This is a genomic window from Niveibacterium microcysteis, from assembly GCF_017161445.1.
Lineage (GTDB): Bacteria > Pseudomonadota > Gammaproteobacteria > Burkholderiales > Rhodocyclaceae > Niveibacterium > Niveibacterium microcysteis.
In genome coordinates this window covers 1975346-1993911 of the sequence record NZ_CP071060.1, presented here as the reverse complement: position 1 = coordinate 1993911, position 18566 = coordinate 1975346, and the positions used below count along the sequence as shown (strand labels likewise).

Below are 18566 nucleotides of genomic sequence, written 5' to 3'. Positions count from 1 at the left end.
GTCAGCCAAAACGTTCAGTCGGCTTCAAACCCCGCGTCGCGGATCGCGGCCTTGAGGGTTTCAATCGAGACGCGCTGCGGATCAAAGCACACGCTCGCCTCCTTCAACTCTAGCGACACCTGCGCTTGGCTCACGCCGTCCTGAGCATTCAACACGCGTTCCACCGAACGAACGCACCCTTGGCAGCTCATGCCACCCACCGAAATCTTCGCCGTATCCATAACACTCACCTCGCCACCATCACCGGGCAATGCGCCAGTTGCACCACGCGGGCCGCCACCGAGCCAATCAACACCTTCTCAAGCACGCTGTGCCCACGTGCCCCCAGCCAGATCCAGTCGCAACCGCGATCGACAGCGAACGCCACAATCGTTTCGGCAGGGTGTCCGATCAACACCTGCTCATCAAAGGCCAACCCCGCCGCGCGCAGGCGGCTCGCGGCCGGCGCCATCGCGATCCGCCCCTCGTCGCTGTAGTAGCGATCCAAGGCGCTGGTTTCGACATGGCGCGTGGCGAAGGTCATCGGCACCGGGTTGTGTACCGTTACCAGAACGATAGCGGGCGGCGCGGCGAAGAACTTTACGGCGCGCAGCAGCGCATCCACCGCGGCAAGCGAAGCCGCAGAACCGTCAGTAGCGAGCAGGATTTTCATCGCGATCCCTTTCTTATACGTGGCAGATGACGCCTTGCCACAACTTGCCACCCAGCGTGGCAGCGTTGGCGAGCCCAAACACCCCAAAGCCAAGCACGACAAGCCCGGCGCCGAACCGGAGCCACGTCCGTTGCAGCCAGCTCCGCAAGCGGGCGGCAAACAGGCCGGCGAGCATCAGGTTGGGCAAGGTCCCCAAACCGAATGACAACATCAGCATCGCACCGCGCGCGGCGGAGCCTGACACCAAAGCCGTCGCAAGGATGCTGTAGACGAGGCCGCAAGGGACGAATCCCCAAACCAGCCCGAGCGGATAGGCGTTGAGTGGCGTCCGGGCGGGGATGAATCGCGCCCCATACGGCCGTAACCTTGCCCACAAGCGGCCGCCGAGCCGCTCGATGGGTGCGAGGGGCGCGGTGACGCCCGCCAAGTAAAGCCCTAACAGCACCAGCAAAAGGTTCGCCAGCACGTAGAACGTAATCTGGATGGGCAGCAGGCGATTCAGCAGGAAACCAGTCGAACCGATCGCGCCCAGCAGCGCACCGGCGAGGGTATAGCTGGTGATGCGGCCCAGGTTGTAGGCCAAATGGATCGGCCAAATGCGTCGCGACTGCCCAGGCGCATTGACGGTAAGCGCAGCAACCAGCCCTCCGCACATGCCCACGCAGTGGGTTCCACCCAGCAGACCGATCAGCGTCGCGGCAAGGTATCCCGCTTCAGGCATCACACAACATCCCGGTGCAGCCCATTCAGGGCAATCCGCAAGTGTAGCGGCCGGCCGAGGCTCAAATCACCTTGGAGTAGCGGACGACTTCGCGATCACCGCGCAAATGCGCGTCAAACGCCATGGCCAATACGCGCGCCAGCATGCGACCCGGCGTCGTTACCTCGACCCCCTTCTTGCCAACGATGCACAGGCCATCACGCTCATGGGCCCGCAGCGCTTCGATCTCGTCGGCAAAATACTCGGAGAACGTGATGCCCCAGGCCTGCTCAAACGCCGCGTAATCCAGCGAGAAGTGGCACATCAGACTCTGAATAACCGCGTAACGAAGCTGATCGTCGAACATCATCTCGTAGCCACGGACGACAGGGAGCTCGTCACGATCGAGCATCTCGTAGTAGGCCTCAAGCGTCTTCGCACTCTGTGCGTAGGCCGGGCCTACCTTGCCAATGGAGGAAACGCCGAAGCCCAACAGATCGCAGTCCGAGTGCGTTGAATAGCCCTGGAAGTTGCGATACAAACGCCCGTTGCGCTGAGCCACGGCCATCTCGTCGTCCGGCCGCGCGAAGTGGTCCATGCCGATGAACACGTAGCCCGCGTCAGTCAGCTTCGAAATCGCCATGCCCAGGATCTCGAGTTTCTGGTCCGCACTCGGCAAGTCGCCCGCATTGATCCGCCGTTGCGGCATGAAGCGCGTCGGCAGGTGGGCATAGTTGTAGAGTGCAAGACGGTCCGGGGCGATCTCCAGCACGCGATCCAGCGTCTGGCTGACGCGCTCGACGCTCTGGAACGGCAATCCGTAGATCAGATCGATACTGACCGAACGGAAACCATTCGCGCGCGCGGCCGCGATGACCGCCGCGGTTTCCTCAACAGACTGGATGCGGTTGACGGCTTTCTGGACGATCGGGTCAAAATCCTGAACACCGACGCTCATCCGGTTGAAGCCCTCGGCCCCAAGCAGCGCAACGGTTTCAGCGGAAACGCGGCGCGGGTCTACCTCGATCGAGTACTCGCCACCGGGCGTCAGGTTGAAATGCCGGCGGATCGAACGAAACAATTCGCGGATCTCGCTGTCCGACAGGAAGGTCGGTGTGCCGCCGCCCCAGTGCATTTGTGAAACATCGTGCGAGCCGGCGAGCTGTCCGGCGACCAAACCCATTTCTTTGTCAAGATAGCGCAGGTAGCGCTCCGCCCTGCTACGGTCCTTCGTGACAATCTTGTTGCACGCGCAGTAGAAGCAAACCGTATCGCAGAATGGAATGTGGAAATATAATGAGAGGGGTTTTTTGAGGCCGCCCTGCGCGCGCAGACCTAGATGTCTTGCGTAGTCGCTGCGCCCAAAGCCCTCGTGAAACCTGTCCGCGGTCGGATACGACGTGTAGCGCGGGCCGGAAACGTCGAAACGCTGGATGAGATCGCGGTCGAAGACCGGCGTCTGCTCATTCTGATTCATTGTTTGTTTTTTTCTCTCTGTGGATGCCGGAAGGTGTCATGAACTCGGTCGGAGCCGTTTGATTGCCATCAACTAGCCCACTTGGAGCACCCGCCTTGGAAAAACCCGCCACGATTCCGCTGACGGCCGTCAATCTTCGCACCGCGTGCACCCAATGCAACCTCAAGGAGCTTTGCCTTCCCGTTGGTCTTGACGACGTCGATCTTGAAAGGATCGACGGCCTCATCACTGCACGCAAGAAGGTCAAGCGGCAGCAGCATTTATACCGTGCTGGGGAGCCTTTCGAAGCAATCTATGCGATTCGCACCGGTTTCTTCAAGACCGACATCCTGACCGAAGACGGCCGGGATCAGGTCACCGGTTTCCAGATGGCCGGAGAGATCCTCGGACTCGACGGCATCTCGACGGATCGGCATGTCTGCAATGCGGTTGCACTTGAGGATTCAGACGTCTGCATGATTCCGTTCGAACGGCTCGAAGAACTCTCGCGCCGCATCGAACCCCTGCAGCGCCAGTTCCACAAGTTCATGAGCCGCGAGATCGTCCGCGAGCAAGGCATCATGATGCTGCTCGGGTCGATGCGCGCTGAAGAACGTCTGGCTGCATTCCTGATCAACCTATCGCAACGCATGCGCCTTCGTGGGTACTCCGCTTCGGAGTTCCACCTTCGCATGACGCGCGAGGAGATAGGCTCTTACCTCGGTCTGAAACTGGAGACAGTGAGCCGGGCGTTCTCCAAATTCCAGGATGACGGCTTGATCAGCGTCCACCAGAAGCACATCCAGATTCTGGATGCGGATGGACTGCGCCGACTGATTGGCCGCGCGAACGTGTAGTTACCACCATGGCGTCGGTCGTCTTGTCAGCGCGACCGACACGATGTAAGCCAGCACCAACAAAGCGGCCACAAATGTGGCCGCTTTTGCTTGGCGTGTGCGCCCGCGCTTGAGCGCGTAAGACCCCAGAACGATGTAGCCAAGCAAGCCAAGCACCTTCGCGGTCAACCAGTCGTCACGAAACGGCGCTACGCGAAGGGTCCAGGCCAAGGCGACGGCCGAGGCGAGCAATCCGGTATCGACGATATGCGGAACCACCCTCGCCCAACGCTGGCGCACCCAAGGCGCATCAATCAGGACGCCGATACCTCTGGCGATGAATCCAGTGGCAGATAGCACCACGAAGCCGACATGAAGACATTTGAGCAGCAGGTAATCCATCGGCCTCGTTAGCGTTCCATGACGTAGTCACCGGGAGCAGCGGCAAGCGGAGGAAAGGCATCGTTGCTCACGGGTGGCGGCGCGACACGCTCACCGCAACGCTCGTCCAGCCACCTGAACCAATCGTCCCACCAACTTCCGGCGTGGTGGTCGGCGCGCTCACGCCAACCATGCGCGCTGTCGGTCCGGTGCGCCGTACCGATCCAGTACTCGCGTTTCGGCGGCTGTACGGGTGGATTGACGATCCCGAGGATATGACCGCTGGACGAGAGTACGAAGCGCTTGTCTCCACGCACGAAATTGGCGACCCTAAATGCCTGCCGCCACGGGGCAATATGATCGTCTTCGGCCGCAACGGCATACAGCGGTTGGGTGATCCGCCCAAGATCGAGCGACTCGCCGGCGACGGTCAGCGCATCGGCCTCAATCAGGCGATTTTTGAGGTAGAGCTCTCGCAAGTACCACGCATGCATGGCATAGGGCATGCGCGTGGTATCCATGTTCCAGTAGAGCACGTCAAACGACGGCGGCTTTTCGCCCATCAGGTAGCCCTGAACCACGTATTGCCAGATCAACGGGTTCGAGCGCAGCAAGCGGAACGATGTAGCCATGTCGCGGCCGTCGAGGTAACCGCGCTGCTCCATGGCCCGCGTCAGGTAGCGAACGCTCCCTTCATCGATGAAGACTTCCACGTCGCCCGGCTTGGCGAAGTCCACCAAAGTCGTAAATAGCGTCCAGTGTGCAACCGGCATCTCATCCGGCGTGTAGTGGCGATTCGCCCATGCCATGTACATCGACAAGGCCGTACCTCCGATGCAGTACCCGACCGCATGTACTTTGTCCGCCCCGGATAGTTGGCGAGCGACCTGAACTATCGCATCCACCCCCTCCTGCAGGTAATCATCGAAACGAACGTCGCGGAGCGCTGCATCGGGGTTCTTCCACGAAGTGATGTACACGTCGAAGCCCGCATCGCGCAAATGCCGCACCAGACTCTTCTTCGACGTCAGATCAAGGATGTAGAACTTGTTGATCCATGGCGTCACGATCACGATCGGGGTTTGTCGAACCGTATCCGCCGTCGGGGTGTAGTGGATGACCTCCACCAGGCGGGTGCGGGCAACGACTTCGCCCGGCGTCGTCGCAAGGTTCTTCCCAACCTTGAAATCGGCGGGATCAGCCATTCGGATATCCCCGGCCCGCAGGTCATCGAGGAAATTCTGCCAGCCGGACCGAAGCGTTTGACCCTGGCTGGCGACCGCCGCACGTTGTGCGACCGGGTTGAGTGCCAAGTAATTTGTCGGCGCCACGGCATTGAGCCATTGCCGCCACCAGAACGCCGCGCGGCGGCGCTCCGTCCCCGATAGCCCGGGCGTCGCGTAGAGCATGTCCTGCGCATGCCGCGTTGACAGCAAGTACCACTGCTTCAAGGCGGCCCAGGACGGACTTTGAGACCACACCGGGTCGGCAAACCGGGTGTCATCGGCTTGAGGTCGCACAACATCCGGGACATGTGCCCCAACCGCTCGCGCAAGACCGTTGCACGCAAGCGCCCAGGCGTCAGCCGAGAAGCGGCTCCAGCGCTCGGCAAACTCCAGAGGATGCAAGCACCAAGCGATTTGCGCGTGCATCACTGGCGCAACGATGCCCAAGGGGTCTACGCTTGCAGCCATCTGTTGCCGAACCACACCAAGCGACAGCTTATGCTCGGTGGATCGCGCCTCACCACCGACAGCTACGTTTTCGACGGTTTCCATGGTGCCTCCCATCCGAACCACCCAGATTCATGTTACTCAGCGCTTGGGCGACGGTCATTGCAGTGCAGCACGCGATTGACCGGTGTCAACGCCACCGCTTGGTTGCCGCCTAAGATCAAATTGCCGTATATCGCCGGAGGTCAGAAGATGTTCAAACACATTCTTGTTCCAACGGACGGGTCGGAATTGTCCAGCAGCACCGTTACCCGGGCGATCGAGTTCGCCAAAGAAGCCGGGGCGCGCATCACGTTCTTCTTTGCGCAGCAGGAGTACCCGATACCCCTGTACGGCGAAGGGGCCCTGCTGGTCCCGGTGACGCCGGATCAGTTTGTCGACGCAACGAAGAAAGAGGCCGAACGGATACTGGCGCTTGCACGCGCAGAGGCAGAGAAGGCCGGCGTCGTCGCGAACTGCGACACGTCGGTAAGCGACCTACCCTACGAAGCGATCATCGATGCGGCAAAAACGCATGGCTGCGACTTGATCTTCATGGCGTCGCATGGCCGCAAGGGCGTCGCAGGCTTCCTGCTTGGCAGCGAAACCCAAAAGGTGCTCACCCACACGACGGTGCCAGTGCTGGTCTACCGCTGAACGACCAAGCGATGCGCCGCCACACGGCGCATCGCTCAATGAAGATGCGCGCTATGGTGCGGTCGCGGCGGCAGGTGGTTGATTTCCTGCGGCGTACGCATGTAGAACAAAGTCGCGAAACTCGACGCCGCACAGATCGCCCAGAAGCCTACAAAGCCAATCGAATACGTCGCGATGGGTGAGAAGTCGACCTGCGCACCGAACAAGTAGAACTCTGCCGGGTCGATGACAGTGAAGAACAGGGCCTCCGCCACCACCGCAACCCAGAACGACGGCCAAAGTACGAGAACCAGTTTCTGCATCGTCCGCCTCCTACGTCGCACGCACTGAACGACAGCGCGCCGACCGACTTTCCGCTACAGATCCGTCCCATCGTTGTCGATACGGGGCGGCGCCGCGCTCGCAGTCAGGACTACGAGCGACCCATTATCGCCGCCAGTCAGTTTCGCTTGTCAAGCGCCAGGCACCAAAGTCAGCGGCGCCGTGGTGGGCATCTTCGCGCTCACAGCGATCCGCCACGTCTGGGCCTCATCTTCGACAAGGAATTGCCAGTGCCCTGCTTCAAGCGGATGCATCACGCCACGGAAGACTCCCTCCGTGCGAACAAGGCTGACCACTTGATCCTGCCCCGCAATCGTCGGATGAGCGATACGAAGTCGAAGCTGGTTCGGCAAGACGTAAGCGTCGTTTGCCTTCAAGACAAGTGACACGCCCCCCCCTTCGACAGCAAGCGAACCCGAAAGCCCGAGCTTTCGCGCGGCCTCCTGCCGCCGGAGGGTCCGGTTGATCGCGAGACCCTCCTTGTAATAGTCGTCAACGACCAGGCCGTCCGTGTTGTGAGCCGCGAGGTAGAAGGTGATGAAGCCTGCCACCACGACGGTGCCGGGCAGGCCCATCAGGATCCAGGGCCAAGGCTCCCGATACCATGGGCGGGCGGGACTTGCAGAGCGTGTTGTCGAGTTCATGGCATCAAAAAGGTTGATTTTTCGCGCAGCACAACTTCGTTGTCCGTCGTACGCAGCTCAAAGTAGATTTTGTGCGCCCCCTTCGGCGCAACCTCCGGCGGTACGCGCACCTGAACCGTCACGGATTTCGTTGCGGCGGGGTCCATCGCCACTCTCGTATCGCCAAGCACGCGGATACCCTCCATTCCGGTGACCGAAATCTCAGCCGTCCGCGTGGTCTCGGCCACGTTCATCAGCTGAAGCGTGTAGGCATTCTCGATAAGGCCATCTTCGACCTCGCGCGCCATCACCGAACGGTCGCGGATGATGTCCATCCGAACTGGTTGCCGCGACGCAATGCCCCACACCAGCGCAATACAGATGCAGCAGAGCACGGCGCTGTAGATTAACGTCCGCGGTCTCATCACGTGAGCAATGATTTCCTTGCGCCCCCAGTGTTTCCGGACTGCGTTCTCGGTCGAGTAACGGATCAGGCCGCGCGGATAGTTCATCTTGTCCATCACCTGGTCGCAGGCGTCGATACATGCCGCGCATCCGATGCACTCGTACTGCAAGCCGTCCCGGATATCGATGCCGGTCGGGCAGACCTGCACGCAGATACCGCAATCGACGCAGTCACCCAAGCCCTGCGCTTTGTAGTCGGTGGCCTTACGGCGCGAACCGCGCGGATCACCGCGCTCTTGGTCGTAGGTGATGACAAGCGTATCGGGGTCGAACATGACCCCCTGGAAACGCGCGTACGGGCACATGTACTTGCATACCTGCTCGCGCATGACCCCCGCCATGAGGTAGGTGAAGCCACCGTAGAAGGCGATCCAGAACATCTCCCAGCCGCCAAGAAGCCCGCGCACGAATGCGGGAATCAGCTCTTTGATCGGCGTGAAGTAGCCGACGAAACTGATCCCGGTCCAAAGCGCGAGTGCCCCCCAAACGAAGTACTTGGCCGTCTTCTTGGCCGTCTTGCTCACCCCCCAAGGCTCCGCGTCCAGCTTGATCTGCTGGTTCCGATTACCTTCGATCTTCTGCTCAATCCAGAGGAACATCTGGGTGTAGACGGTCTGCGGGCAAGCAAAGCCACACCACAAACGCCCCGCAATCGCCGTGAACAAAAACAATGCGTAGGCGCAGATGATCAGAAGGATCGCGAGGTAGAAAACATCCTGAGGCGAGAAAACAAGACCAAAGATGTAGAACTTGCGATGAGTGAGATCGAACAGGATTGCTTGCCTGCCGTTCCACTCCAGCCAGCATCCACCGTAGAACACCAACTGGGTCACCCACACCAGAATCCAGCGCCAGGTCGCAAATACCCCAGTCACGGCTCGGGGATAGACCTTCTTGCGGACCTCGTAGAGATCCTCTTCCTGCGACTCAATCGGACGAATCGGGATGGTCTTGGGTTTGACCTTGGGTTTTGGCGTGTGTCCGTCTGCAGGACGCTGCACAGGATCGTTCATGGCCCCTCAGCCCACAAAACTAGCGATGCAGAAAAAAGACACCCGAGCACGGGCTCGGGTGATCTTGGCTTGCTCTGGACGGCGCCGCACTTAGCGGCACCGATAGATCGAGGCGTTACTGCTTGCCCGACTCCGAATGGCTTAGCCCATACACGTAAGCGGCGAGCAGTTTGATCTTCTTTTCGCCCAAGAGTTCGTTGAACGACGGCATCCGACCATTCCGACCCTTGGTGACTGTCTCGATGATCGTCGCTTCCGACGAGCCATAGAGCCAGACCTTGTCGGTCAGGTTCGGAGCACCCATCGCCTGATTGCCCTTGCCGTCGGCGCCGTGACACGCCACGCAGTTCTGCGCGAACACGTCCTTGCCACGCTGCGCGCGGATCGAGTCATTTGCCAGGCCGGACAGCGAACGCACGTAGTTCGCGACGTCCTTGATGTTGTCCGCGCCCAAGGAAGCCCAGACAGGCATGGCGGCTTGACGCCCGCCGGTTACCGTCTCGACGATCTTGTCCGGCTCGCCACCGTAGAGCCAATCGGTATCAGTCAGGTTCGGGAAGCCCTTGGCACCTTTTGCGTCCGAACCGTGGCACTGCTGGCAGTACGTCAGGAAGAGGCGCTTACCCATTTCGCGAGCTTCGGGATCGGCCGCAATCGCTTTCACGTCCATCTGCGCAAAACGCGAAAACTTGTCGTCGAACGCCTTATCAGCTTTTGCCTTCTCAAGATCGTACTGACCATGAGCGGTCCAGCCGAACTTGCCGCCGAACGAACCGAAGCCCGGGAACAGCAGGAAGTAGCCGAGTGCAAAGAAGATCGTGATCCAGAACAGATACATCCACCACCGCGGCAGCGGGTTGTTCCATTCCTGTAGGTTCTCATCCCACACATGACCGTGCAGCTCGACGGGGCCAGCCTGCTTCTTGGTCATGTTCTGCGAGAGCACAAACGCGCAGAACAGCAGACTCAGCGAGACCAGCACCGTGACGTAGTAGCCCCAGAACGGGGAAATGAAATCACTCATGATGCGTCATCCTTTGTTGGAGTCCGAGGCGGCAACATGCACGTCGCCCTCCTCGTCGTCGAACGGAATCCGGGCAGCTTCATCGAAGCGGCGCTTCGAATGCCCGCTATAGGCCCACCAGCAGATCCCGATGAACAGGATGAAGCTGACTAGCGTAGAGAGCGAGTGAATCGTCGTCGCATCCATGGCTGCCCCCTCCGTCACTTCACACTCTTCAGCGCGGTGCCCATGCCTTGCAGATACGCAACCAGCGCATCCAGCTCGGTCACACCCTCAAGCTGCTTGCGGGCGCCAGCGATCTCGGCATCGGTGTAAGGCACGCCAACCGTACGCAGCGCAGACATCTTCTTCTCGATGTCGTCCGACTTGACGGGCCGATCCAGCCAGGTGAAGGCAGGCATGTTCGATTCCGGCACCACATCGCGCGGATTGCGCAGATGCACCTTGTGCCAGTCATCCGAATAGCGACCACCCACGCGCGCCAGATCCGGGCCGGTGCGCTTGGAACCCCACTGGAACGGGTGGTCGTACACAAACTCACCTGCCACCGAGTAGTGACCATAGCGCTCGGTTTCTGCGCGGAACGGACGAATCATCTGCGAGTGGCAGTTGTAGCAGCCTTCGCGGATGTAGATGTCACGGCCGACCAGACGGACCGGGTCGTAGGGCTTCACGCCCTCGACGGGCGTGGTCGTTGATTTCTGGAAGAACAGCGGAACGATCTCGACCAGACCGCCAACACTGACGGTCAGGATGGTCAGAACGATGAGCCAGCCGAGGTTCTTTTCGACCAGTTCGTGATTCATTGCCATGATTCAGGTCTCCTGGCTCAGTGTGCGGCTGCCGGTGCGATCACCGGAGCGTTGTAGGCTTTCTGGCCGGCAATCGTGCGCACCATGTTGTAGAACATAATGAACATGCCTGCGAGGAAGAGCGTGCCGCCGAGCAGACGGATCTGCCAGAAGGGATAGCTCGCCTTCACACCTTCGACAAACGCATAAGTGAGCGTGCCATCGGAGTTCGTTGCGCGCCACATCAGGCCCTGCATCACACCCGCCACCCACATCGAGGCGATGTAGAGCACGACACCGATCGTCGACACCCAGAAGTGCAGCGTAACCAGCGGCGTCGAATACATCTCGTTGCGGCCCCACAGTTTCGGCAGCAGGTAGTAGATCGAACCGATCGACACCATGGCCACCCAACCCAGTGCGCCAGAGTGCACGTGGCCAATCGTCCAGTCGGTGTAGTGAGACAGCGCATTCACGGTCTTGATCGACATCATCGGACCTTCGAAGGTCGACATGCCGTAGAAGGCCAGCGAGGTGACGAGGAACTTCAGGATTGGATCGTCGCGCAGCTTATGCCATGCGCCCGAGAGGGTCATGATGCCGTTGATCATGCCGCCCCAACTCGGCGCCAGCAGGATCAGCGAGAAAGCCATACCCAGCGACTGGGTCCAGTCAGGCAACGCCGTGTAGTGCAGGTGGTGCGGACCCGCCCACATGTACGTGAAGATCAGCGCCCAGAAGTGCACCACCGACAGGCGGTAGGAATACACCGGCCGGCCGGCCTGCTTCGGAACGAAGTAGTACATCATTCCGAGAAAGCCCGCGGTCAGGAAGAAGCCGACTGCGTTATGGCCATACCACCACTGCACCATCGCGTCCTGCACACCGGCGTAAGCGGAGTAGGACTTGAACAGGGTGACCGGGATTTCAGCCGAGTTCACCACGTGCAGCAGCGCCACTGTGAGGATGAAGCCACCGTAGAACCAGTTGGCAACGTAGATATGCGAGGTCTTGCGCTTGGCAACGGTGCCGAAGAACACGATCGCGTAGGACACCCAGACCAGCGTGATCAGAATGTCAATCGGCCACTCCAGCTCCGCGTACTCTTTGCCCGAGGTGATGCCGAGCGGAAGCGTAATCGCAGCCAGAACGATCACCAGCTGCCAACCCCAGAAGGTGAAGGAAGCCAGCGCGGGCGCAAACAAGGTTGTGTGACAGGTACGCTGCACAACGTAGTAAGACGTCGCAAACAGCGCGCATCCGCCAAACGCAAAAATCACGGCGTTTGTATGAAGCGGACGCAAACGGCCGAAATGGAACCACTCGGCAAAATTCAATTCCGGCCAGACCAGTTGGGCAGCAATGATGACCCCAACCAGCATGCCGACTATCCCCCAAACCACGGTCATGACGGCAAACTGCCGCACGACTCCATAGTTGTAAGTCGCTTGCGATTGCATCTTGGATTTCCTCAGCAGCGGAATGTAAGAACGATGCACCACCCCCCTTGAAACTAAACGGGCGCATCGTGCGAGCGATGTTATTGGGAGTTCCCGCCTGTTTCTTGACCACCATCAACTGGCGGTAGTGTTGCACTGCAAATTTTAACAGCGCTGTGGCGGAGGGTCGACAAAAAAAGGGTGCGCAACAGCGCACCCCCAACCCCAACAGAGAGACAGTACCGAGCGGGGACAAGCAAGCCCGACGGGCTTTGCGGCCCCACTCACTCAGTTGCGAACAGTATCCGCGGAGAGCTGCCTCGCTGCATTGACAGAGGTCAACGGGTACCGGCGACTACTGTTGCGTTTGATGCAACGCATCATCTTTCGGGGTTGTTCCTTCGGGTTTCGGAGCCGAATCGTCATCCATCAGCACCCTATAACCGGGGCCCTCCAGGTCATCGAACTGACCCGAACGCACCGACCACCACAAGACGACGCCGATCAAGAAGACCAGCACGACCGACAACGGAATCAGCAAATAGAGAATTTCCACCCGTGCGCCCCTCCCCCGGGCCGTTTCAGTGGTGATGGCTGGTCCGTCGCAGGCGAAGCGCGTTCAACACCACCAAGAGCGAACTCGCCGACATACCGATCCCTGCCATCCAGGGCGTCACCCAACCCGACATCGCCGCAGGGATTGCCAGCACGTTGTACGCGAAGGACCACGCCAGATTCTGCCGGATAACGGCGAGCGTGCGCTTCGCAACGTGCCGCCCGACCAACAGAGGACGAAGCGTCTCGCCAAGCAGGATCAAGTCCGCCTGGGTGCGTGCCAGTTCGGTACCGCTGCCAATCGCAACCGAGACGTGGGCTTGCGCGAGGACCGGCGCATCGTTGATGCCATCACCCACCATCGCCACTGTCCGCCCCCCCGCCTGCCAACTGCGGACGGCCTCGTGCTTATCCTCCGGCAGCAATCCGCCACGAGCATCCGGAAGATTGAGTTGGCGGGCGACGCCACGCACCGCGTCAGGTGAATCCCCGCTGAGCATCGCGAGCGTCGCGCCGTCGGACGCCAGCCCCGCGAGAAGCGCCACCGCATCCGGACGCAACGCGTCGTCGAACGAAAACTGTGCCCGCCAGCCGCGCTCGCCACCCAGGTAGACCGTTGTCAGGGCAGAGTCCAGTTCGACCCAGGACGGCGCTTTGCCTGCAACCTCCTCGACGAAGCCGCGATTGCCGACCCGCAAACGCTCGCCGGCAAGATTGCCTTCCACGCCCCGCCCCGGCACTGAACGGAGACCATCCACGTTCACCGGCTGAGCCCCAGTCGCCGCACGGACGACCGCGCGGCCGATCAAATGCTCTGACGCCTGCTCCAGCGCCGCCGCAACGGCAAGCGCATTCAATTCGCCGGGCGCCTGACGAACACCAGCCAAGGTCAAACGCCCCTGCGTCAGGGTGCCGGTCTTGTCGAATGCAAACAGGTCTGCACGCGCCAGGGTTTCGATGGCATGACCGCGAGTGACCAGCAGGCCAACCCGGGCCAACGCATCGGTCGCAACCGTCAGCGCGACAGGCGTGGCCAGCGACAACGCACACGGACAACTCACCACCAGTACCGAAGCGAAGATCCAGATCGCGCGCGATGGTTCGACGATCCACCAATAAAGCCCGGCGCCGGCGGCCAAAACAATCAGCGCCAGAACAAAGCGCGCAGCAAAGGCGTCTGCCTGTTCGACGATACGAGGGCGCTCCGCGGAAGCACGTTCCATCAAGCGACGGATCGATGCGATTCGCGTTTCCTCACCGACATGCTCGGCACGCAGCACCAACGGCCCGCTGCCGTTGATGCTGCCGCAGGCGACCCGGTCGCCAACGCCCTTCGGCACCGCACGGCTCTCGCCGGTGAGCCAGGATTCATCGGCTTCGCTCTGCCCTTCGACCACCGTGCCGTCGGCCGGAATGGCCTCGCCGGGCTTGATGCGCAACATGTCGCCAGCGGCGAGCGAGATGACCGGAACGTCCTCAGTCTGGCTCGCAGGCCAGTTCGTGAAGCGTGCCGCGAAGGTCGGCACGACACGCCCAAGTTCCTCGGCACCGCGCACTGCGCGTTGGCGCGCCACCATTTCAAGAAAGCGGCCACACAGGAGGAAGAAGACGAACATCGTGACCGAGTCGAAATACACCTCGCCGCCGCCCACCAAGGTGGCCCACAGACTTGCGATAAACGCTGCACCGACGCCTAGCGCCACCGGCACATCCATGCCCAAGCGACGCAGCTTGATGTCGCGCCAGGCGTGCTGGAAGAACGGTGCCGCCGAATACAGCACCACCGGCAGCGTCAGCGCCAGGCTCGCCCACCGCATCAGGAACAGCACGTCGGGCGTCATGTCGCCATCGCGCGCGATGTACACCGGAAAGGCGTACATCATCACCTGCATCATGCCGAGGCCGGCGACCAGCAGGCGCCACAGCGCGGTGCGCCGCTCCTTGACCGCAAGTTGTTCGCTCTTGCGAGCGTCGTAGGGGTGGGCCCGATACCCAATCGAGGCAATCGCGGCCAGCACCTCGGACAACTTGGTCTGCGCCGGGTCCCAGCGCACCCGCGCGCGGCGGGTGGCGTAGTTGACCTGCACTGCCGTCACCCCCGGCTGGCGTGCGAGATGCTGCTCGTTGAGCCACACACACGCGGCACAGGTGATGCCTTCGAGGATCAGATCCGCCTCGCGCTCATGCTCGCCAATCTCGCGCACGAAGCCCTTCTGAAACTCCGCATGGTCAAACAGACCGAGGTTCTTGAGTTCGGCCGGCATCGCCTCGCGGCGGGCCTCCGGCAAGGCATCGCGGTGGCGGTAGTAATCCGCCAGACCACCGGCAACGATGGCGCTCGCCACAGCTTCGCAACCCGCGCAGCACATGGCGCGCGGCACACCGTCGATGGAAACGAAGATCTGCGTCCCCGGCGCAATCGGAAGGCCGCAGTGGTAGCAGGTCTGCGGCTCACTGACAGGGCGATACTCGGTCAAACGTAAGACTCCGGTTCTGGCGGCACGGGCGCGAGCCTAGCAGATCGCCCGTTCGCGGCACCCAGATGATCGGCAACACACGGTTTGGACAAGTAGCCGGGCTCATGCAAAAATAGTTACCAAAGTAACTATCTACCCCAACATGATCCCATTCGACCACTACCAGGCGCGCATCGATGCCGTGCGCGCGCAGCACCCGGATCTGCCGTATCCGGAAGTGATGTTGCTGCGCCTCGTGACGCACCTCGCCCGCGGCATCCAAGAGCATGTGGATGCGCTGATGCACTCGCACGGCCTCAACAGCACCGCGTGGTCGGTGCTGATGTCGATCTACAGCGCGGACGACGCTACCGACAACCCGTCGCGCGTCAGTCAGGCGGTGTGCCTCTCGCGGCCGCACATGACCAGGCTGACCGACGAACTTGTGGCCGGCGGTTGGGTGGAACGCGTCCCTAGCGCGGTCGACCGGCGTTCGATCGATATCCGCATGACGGCGCAGGGCATCGAGCGCGTTCGCGCGATCTTCCCGCAGATCTGGCGCCTCTATGGCGAATTGGTGCCGCCGGCAGGCGGCGGCGATGTCGCTGCGCTCGCGGCGCAACTGCGCAAATGGACACGCCATATGGAACAACTGCCCGGCGCGGACGCCGCTCGCTGCAACGAGGTGCACAAATGAGCCAGCAACAAGGCAACGGCGCCCCGCGAAAGCGCGCCCTGCGCATGGTCGCAGGCCTGTTCGGGCTTGCCGCAATCAGCTTTGCTGCCTACTGGGCGTTGCACGGTCGGTTCTACGTTTCAACGGATAACGCCTACGTCGGCGGCAACTTGGTGCAGATTGCGCCGCAGGTCAGCGGCAGCGTCAGTGCAGTGTTGGCCGACGACACCGACTTCGTGCGGGCCGGGCAACCGCTGGTCCGCCTGGACGATGCGGACGCCCGTGTCGCCCTGCAGGCGGCAGAAGCCGCGCTGGCTGACGCCGTGCGCGGCGTACGCGGCCTTTACCTCGGCGAAAACCAGTCCGCCGCGCAGGTCTCGCAGCGCCGTGCCGATATCGAGCGCATGCGCTACCAGGCCGAACAGGCCCAGATAGCACTGCAGCAGGCACGGGACGAGTACGCGCGGCGCGAGAAGCTGCAACGCGACAAGTTCATCTCGCCGGAAGCACTGCAGGCCGCAAAGACAGCACTGCAAAACGCCGAAGCCGCCCAACTGGCGGCACGCGCGGCGGTGACCGAGGCGGAGTCCGGCCTTGAACAAGCGCAGCAACAGCGCGCCGGCGCTCAGGCGCTGGTCGACAATACCTCGCTCGAAGGGCACCCGCGCGTCGCCGCGGCAGCGGCCAAGGTACGCGATGCGTGGCTTGCGCTGGCACGCACGACGATCGTGGCGCCGGTAAGCGGCCATATCGCGAAGCGTACGGTGCAGGTCGGTGCCCGCGTGGCCGCAGGCGCGCCGATGATGACGATCGTTCCACCGGACCAAATGTGGGTGGAGGCGAACTTCAAGGAGACCGAGCTTGCGGACGTACGCATTGGCCAGCCGGTTACGTTGAAATCCGATCTCTATGGCAGCTCGGTGCAGTTCGAAGGCCACGTGGTCGGCCTCGCGTCAGGCACCGGCGGCGTGTTCAGCGTACTGCCGGCTCAGAACGCGTCCGGCAACTGGATCAAGATCGTGCAGCGCGTACCGGTGCGCATCGCCCTGAACCCCGCCGAGACGGCGGATCACCCGCTTCGAGTCGGGCTGTCGATGCATGCCACGCTCGATACGCATTCGCGCAACGGTGAGGTGCTGGCGCGGGCGGTGCGCAGCGGATCACCGCAGCAGACCGACGTGTTTGCCGCCCAGGCCCGCGAGGCGGATGTCCGCATTGCACGCATCATTGCCGCCAACCGCGCGAGCGACGCACGCAAATGAGTCTGGACGGTCGCAGCGAACCGGCGCCACTGAGCGTCGGCCAGCTGATCCTGGCGACGATCGCACTCGGGCTCGGCTCCTTCATGAACATTCTCGATCTGACGATCGCGAATGTGTCGGTGCCCACCATCGCCGGTGATCTGGGTGTCAGCTACACACAGGCAACTTGGGTAATCACCTCCTACGCGGTGTCGGAGGCGATCCTGTTGCCGATGACGGGCTGGCTCGCGTTGCGTTATGGCCAAGTACGCATGTTCGTCACCGCGACGCTGCTGTTCACTGCAACGTCACTGGTGTGCGGCCTTGCATTCAGCTTCCCGATGCTGGTTGTCGCGCGGGTCGCCCAGGGCGCGTTCGGGGCGGCGATGATCCCGTTGTCACAAACGCTGATGGCGAGCATCTATCCACCGAACCGGCGCGGCATGGCAATGGGGCTCTGGGCGATGACCACCATCCTGGCGCCAATCGTCGGCCCCCTTGCCGGCGGCTGGATCACCGAGCACTACTCGTGGCACTGGGTGTTCCTGATCAACCTGCCCTTCGGGCTGCTGGTCGCTGGCATGTCGTGGAGCTTGCTGCGCAAGCGCGAAACACCACGCATGCAGCTACCGCTCGACCGCATCGGCCTCGCGCTGCTGGTGGTCGGCGTGGGCGCGCTGCAGGTGCTGCTGGATCGGGGCAACGAGCTTGACTGGTTCGAATCGCCCGAGATCATCACGCTCGGACTGATCTCGTTTGTCGCGCTCACCTTCCTCGTCATCTGGGAACTGGGCGAAAAGCACCCGCTGGTCGATCTGCGCATGTTCCGCCATCGCAACTATTCAATCGGCGTTGCCTGCATCACGATCGGCATGGTGGCCTACTTCGGCGTCGTGGTCGTGCAACCGTTGTGGCTGCAAAGCGAGGTCGGCTACACACCGCTGTGGGCTGGCAAGGTGATCGCGTTCTCCGGCGTGTTCGGCGTCATGCTGGGCCCGGTGCTGGGCGCCAACATCCACCGCACCGATGCGCGCTACGTGGTGACCTTCGGCATGCTGGTGTTCGCCGCCAGTTCGGTCTGGAGCGCGCGTTTCACGCCGGATGTTGACTTCTGGACGCTCGGTCTTGCGCGACTCTTCATCGGCCTGGGGATCAGCTGCTTCTTCCTGCCGCTGTTCACGATCAGTCTCTCGGGCATCGCTCCGGCCGACATGGCGGCAGCGTCGGGCCTGCAGAGCTTCATGCGCAACATCGGGTCGAGTTTCGGTACTGCGGTGATGGTGTCGCTGTGGGATCACCGCACCACCCTGCACCACGCCCAGCTGTCGGAGAACTTCAATCCGGGCAACCCGGCAACCGACCTTTACCTGAGTCAGTGGCAAAGCCTGATCGGCGACCGCACCGGAGCGCTGGCTCAGGTCGACCGCGTCGTCACCGGGCAAGCGCATCTGATGGCCACCAACGACCTGATGATGCTGTCCGGCGCGATCATGGGCGCGCTGATCCTCGTGGCATGGATGGCACGGCCGCCCTTCGGCGCACGTGGCGCCTCAGGGCACTGAACCCTC

The 18566-nt window shown here is 61.8% G+C and carries 20 protein-coding genes; 5 read left to right on the top strand and 15 right to left on the bottom strand.

The features are described 5' to 3' along the window. Positions 1 to 14: 14 nt before the first annotated feature. From JY500_RS09065 to hemN, 4 genes are all read right to left on the bottom strand, one after another. Positions 15 to 221 (bottom strand): heavy-metal-associated domain-containing protein, encoded by a 207-nt coding sequence (locus JY500_RS09065; protein WP_206256121.1) that lies wholly within the window; start codon positions 219 to 221, stop codon positions 15 to 17. Positions 222 to 226: 5 nt separating this feature from the next. Then, positions 227 to 652 carry a universal stress protein gene (locus JY500_RS09060; protein WP_206256120.1) on the bottom strand — a complete coding sequence of 142 codons (426 nt, stop codon included), beginning with the start codon at positions 650 to 652 and terminating at the stop codon, positions 227 to 229. Positions 653 to 665: 13 nt separating this feature from the next. Then, the gene (locus tag JY500_RS09055) at positions 666 to 1373 is read right to left on the bottom strand and encodes a sulfite exporter TauE/SafE family protein (protein WP_206256119.1); all 708 of its coding nucleotides are present in this window, start codon (positions 1371 to 1373) and stop codon (positions 666 to 668) included. A 61-nt stretch (positions 1374 to 1434) separates the two neighbouring features. After that, positions 1435 to 2829: an oxygen-independent coproporphyrinogen III oxidase gene (hemN, locus tag JY500_RS09050; RefSeq protein WP_206256118.1), complete on the bottom strand. Its 1395-nt coding sequence runs from the start codon at positions 2827 to 2829 to the stop codon at positions 1435 to 1437. Between the two features lie 95 nt (positions 2830 to 2924). Between hemN and fnr the strand changes: the two genes are divergently transcribed. Continuing rightward, positions 2925 to 3665 (top strand): fumarate/nitrate reduction transcriptional regulator Fnr, encoded by a 741-nt coding sequence (gene fnr / locus JY500_RS09045; RefSeq protein ID WP_172203022.1) that lies wholly within the window; start codon positions 2925 to 2927, stop codon positions 3663 to 3665. On the opposite strand, the gene JY500_RS09040 is transcribed toward fnr, so the two are convergent. Together JY500_RS09040 and JY500_RS09035 are read right to left on the bottom strand one after the other, a co-directional pair. After that, positions 3666 to 4046, bottom strand: a complete 381-nt coding sequence (locus tag JY500_RS09040; protein WP_206256117.1) for a SirB2 family protein — start codon at positions 4044 to 4046, stop codon at positions 3666 to 3668. Between the two features lie 8 nt (positions 4047 to 4054). Continuing rightward, the gene (locus tag JY500_RS09035) at positions 4055 to 5719 is read right to left on the bottom strand and encodes a PHA/PHB synthase family protein (protein WP_206256446.1); all 1665 of its coding nucleotides are present in this window, start codon (positions 5717 to 5719) and stop codon (positions 4055 to 4057) included. A gap of 231 nt (positions 5720 to 5950) precedes the next feature. Here JY500_RS09035 and JY500_RS09030 point away from each other — a divergent pair, with 231 nt between their 5' ends. Beyond that, positions 5951 to 6394 carry a universal stress protein gene (locus tag JY500_RS09030; protein ID WP_172203155.1) on the top strand — a complete coding sequence of 148 codons (444 nt, stop codon included), beginning with the start codon at positions 5951 to 5953 and terminating at the stop codon, positions 6392 to 6394. Positions 6395 to 6429: 35 nt separating this feature from the next. On the opposite strand, the gene JY500_RS09025 is transcribed toward JY500_RS09030, so the two are convergent. The 9 genes from JY500_RS09025 to JY500_RS08985 form a co-directional block, all read right to left on the bottom strand. After that, a complete protein-coding gene (locus JY500_RS09025; RefSeq protein WP_206256116.1) occupies positions 6430 to 6696 on the bottom strand; it encodes a hypothetical protein in 267 nt (88 codons plus the stop codon). A gap of 150 nt (positions 6697 to 6846) precedes the next feature. Then, on the bottom strand, positions 6847 to 7359 hold the full coding sequence (locus tag JY500_RS09020) for a FixH family protein (protein WP_281391253.1): 513 nt from the start codon (positions 7357 to 7359) through the stop codon (positions 6847 to 6849). Beyond that, on the bottom strand, positions 7356 to 8816 hold the full coding sequence (gene ccoG / locus JY500_RS09015; protein ID WP_206256114.1) for a cytochrome c oxidase accessory protein CcoG: 1461 nt from the start codon (positions 8814 to 8816) through the stop codon (positions 7356 to 7358). Before ccoG ends, JY500_RS09020 begins: the two co-directional genes overlap by 4 nt. Positions 8817 to 8931: 115 nt before the next feature. Continuing rightward, positions 8932 to 9840, bottom strand: coding sequence for a cytochrome-c oxidase, cbb3-type subunit III (gene ccoP, locus JY500_RS09010; RefSeq protein WP_172203028.1), 909 nt, complete (start codon positions 9838 to 9840; stop codon positions 8932 to 8934). A 6-nt stretch (positions 9841 to 9846) separates the two neighbouring features. Continuing rightward, positions 9847 to 10026, bottom strand: a complete 180-nt coding sequence (locus JY500_RS09005; protein WP_172203029.1) for a cbb3-type cytochrome oxidase subunit 3 — start codon at positions 10024 to 10026, stop codon at positions 9847 to 9849. A gap of 14 nt (positions 10027 to 10040) precedes the next feature. Continuing rightward, a complete protein-coding gene (ccoO, locus tag JY500_RS09000) occupies positions 10041 to 10652 on the bottom strand; it encodes a cytochrome-c oxidase, cbb3-type subunit II (RefSeq protein WP_172203030.1) in 612 nt (203 codons plus the stop codon). A 17-nt stretch (positions 10653 to 10669) separates the two neighbouring features. Beyond that, entirely contained in the window at positions 10670 to 12091 is a 1422-nt protein-coding gene (gene ccoN / locus JY500_RS08995; RefSeq protein WP_172203031.1) for a cytochrome-c oxidase, cbb3-type subunit I, read from the bottom strand. Positions 12092 to 12425: 334 nt separating this feature from the next. Beyond that, a complete protein-coding gene (ccoS, locus tag JY500_RS08990) occupies positions 12426 to 12626 on the bottom strand; it encodes a cbb3-type cytochrome oxidase assembly protein CcoS (protein ID WP_172203032.1) in 201 nt (66 codons plus the stop codon). 25 nt (positions 12627 to 12651) lie between these two features. After that, complete coding sequence (locus tag JY500_RS08985) at positions 12652 to 15102, bottom strand: heavy metal translocating P-type ATPase (protein WP_246479848.1); 2451 nt, start codon at positions 15100 to 15102, stop codon at positions 12652 to 12654. A 142-nt stretch (positions 15103 to 15244) separates the two neighbouring features. On the opposite strand from JY500_RS08985, the gene JY500_RS08980 reads away from it, so the two are divergent. Genes JY500_RS08980 through JY500_RS08970 form a run of 3 tightly spaced genes read left to right on the top strand, consistent with a single transcriptional unit; the run spans position 15245 to position 18560 of the window. Beyond that, a complete protein-coding gene (locus tag JY500_RS08980; protein WP_206256113.1) occupies positions 15245 to 15778 on the top strand; it encodes a MarR family winged helix-turn-helix transcriptional regulator in 534 nt (177 codons plus the stop codon). Next, the gene (locus tag JY500_RS08975) at positions 15775 to 17019 is read left to right on the top strand and encodes an HlyD/EmrA/EmrK family protein (protein ID WP_206256112.1); all 1245 of its coding nucleotides are present in this window, start codon (positions 15775 to 15777) and stop codon (positions 17017 to 17019) included. Before JY500_RS08980 ends, JY500_RS08975 begins: the two co-directional genes overlap by 4 nt. Continuing rightward, entirely contained in the window at positions 17016 to 18560 is a 1545-nt protein-coding gene (locus JY500_RS08970) for a DHA2 family efflux MFS transporter permease subunit (protein ID WP_206256111.1), read from the top strand. The genes JY500_RS08975 and JY500_RS08970 overlap by 4 nt, the downstream gene beginning before the upstream one ends. Positions 18561 to 18566 lie beyond the last annotated feature (6 nt).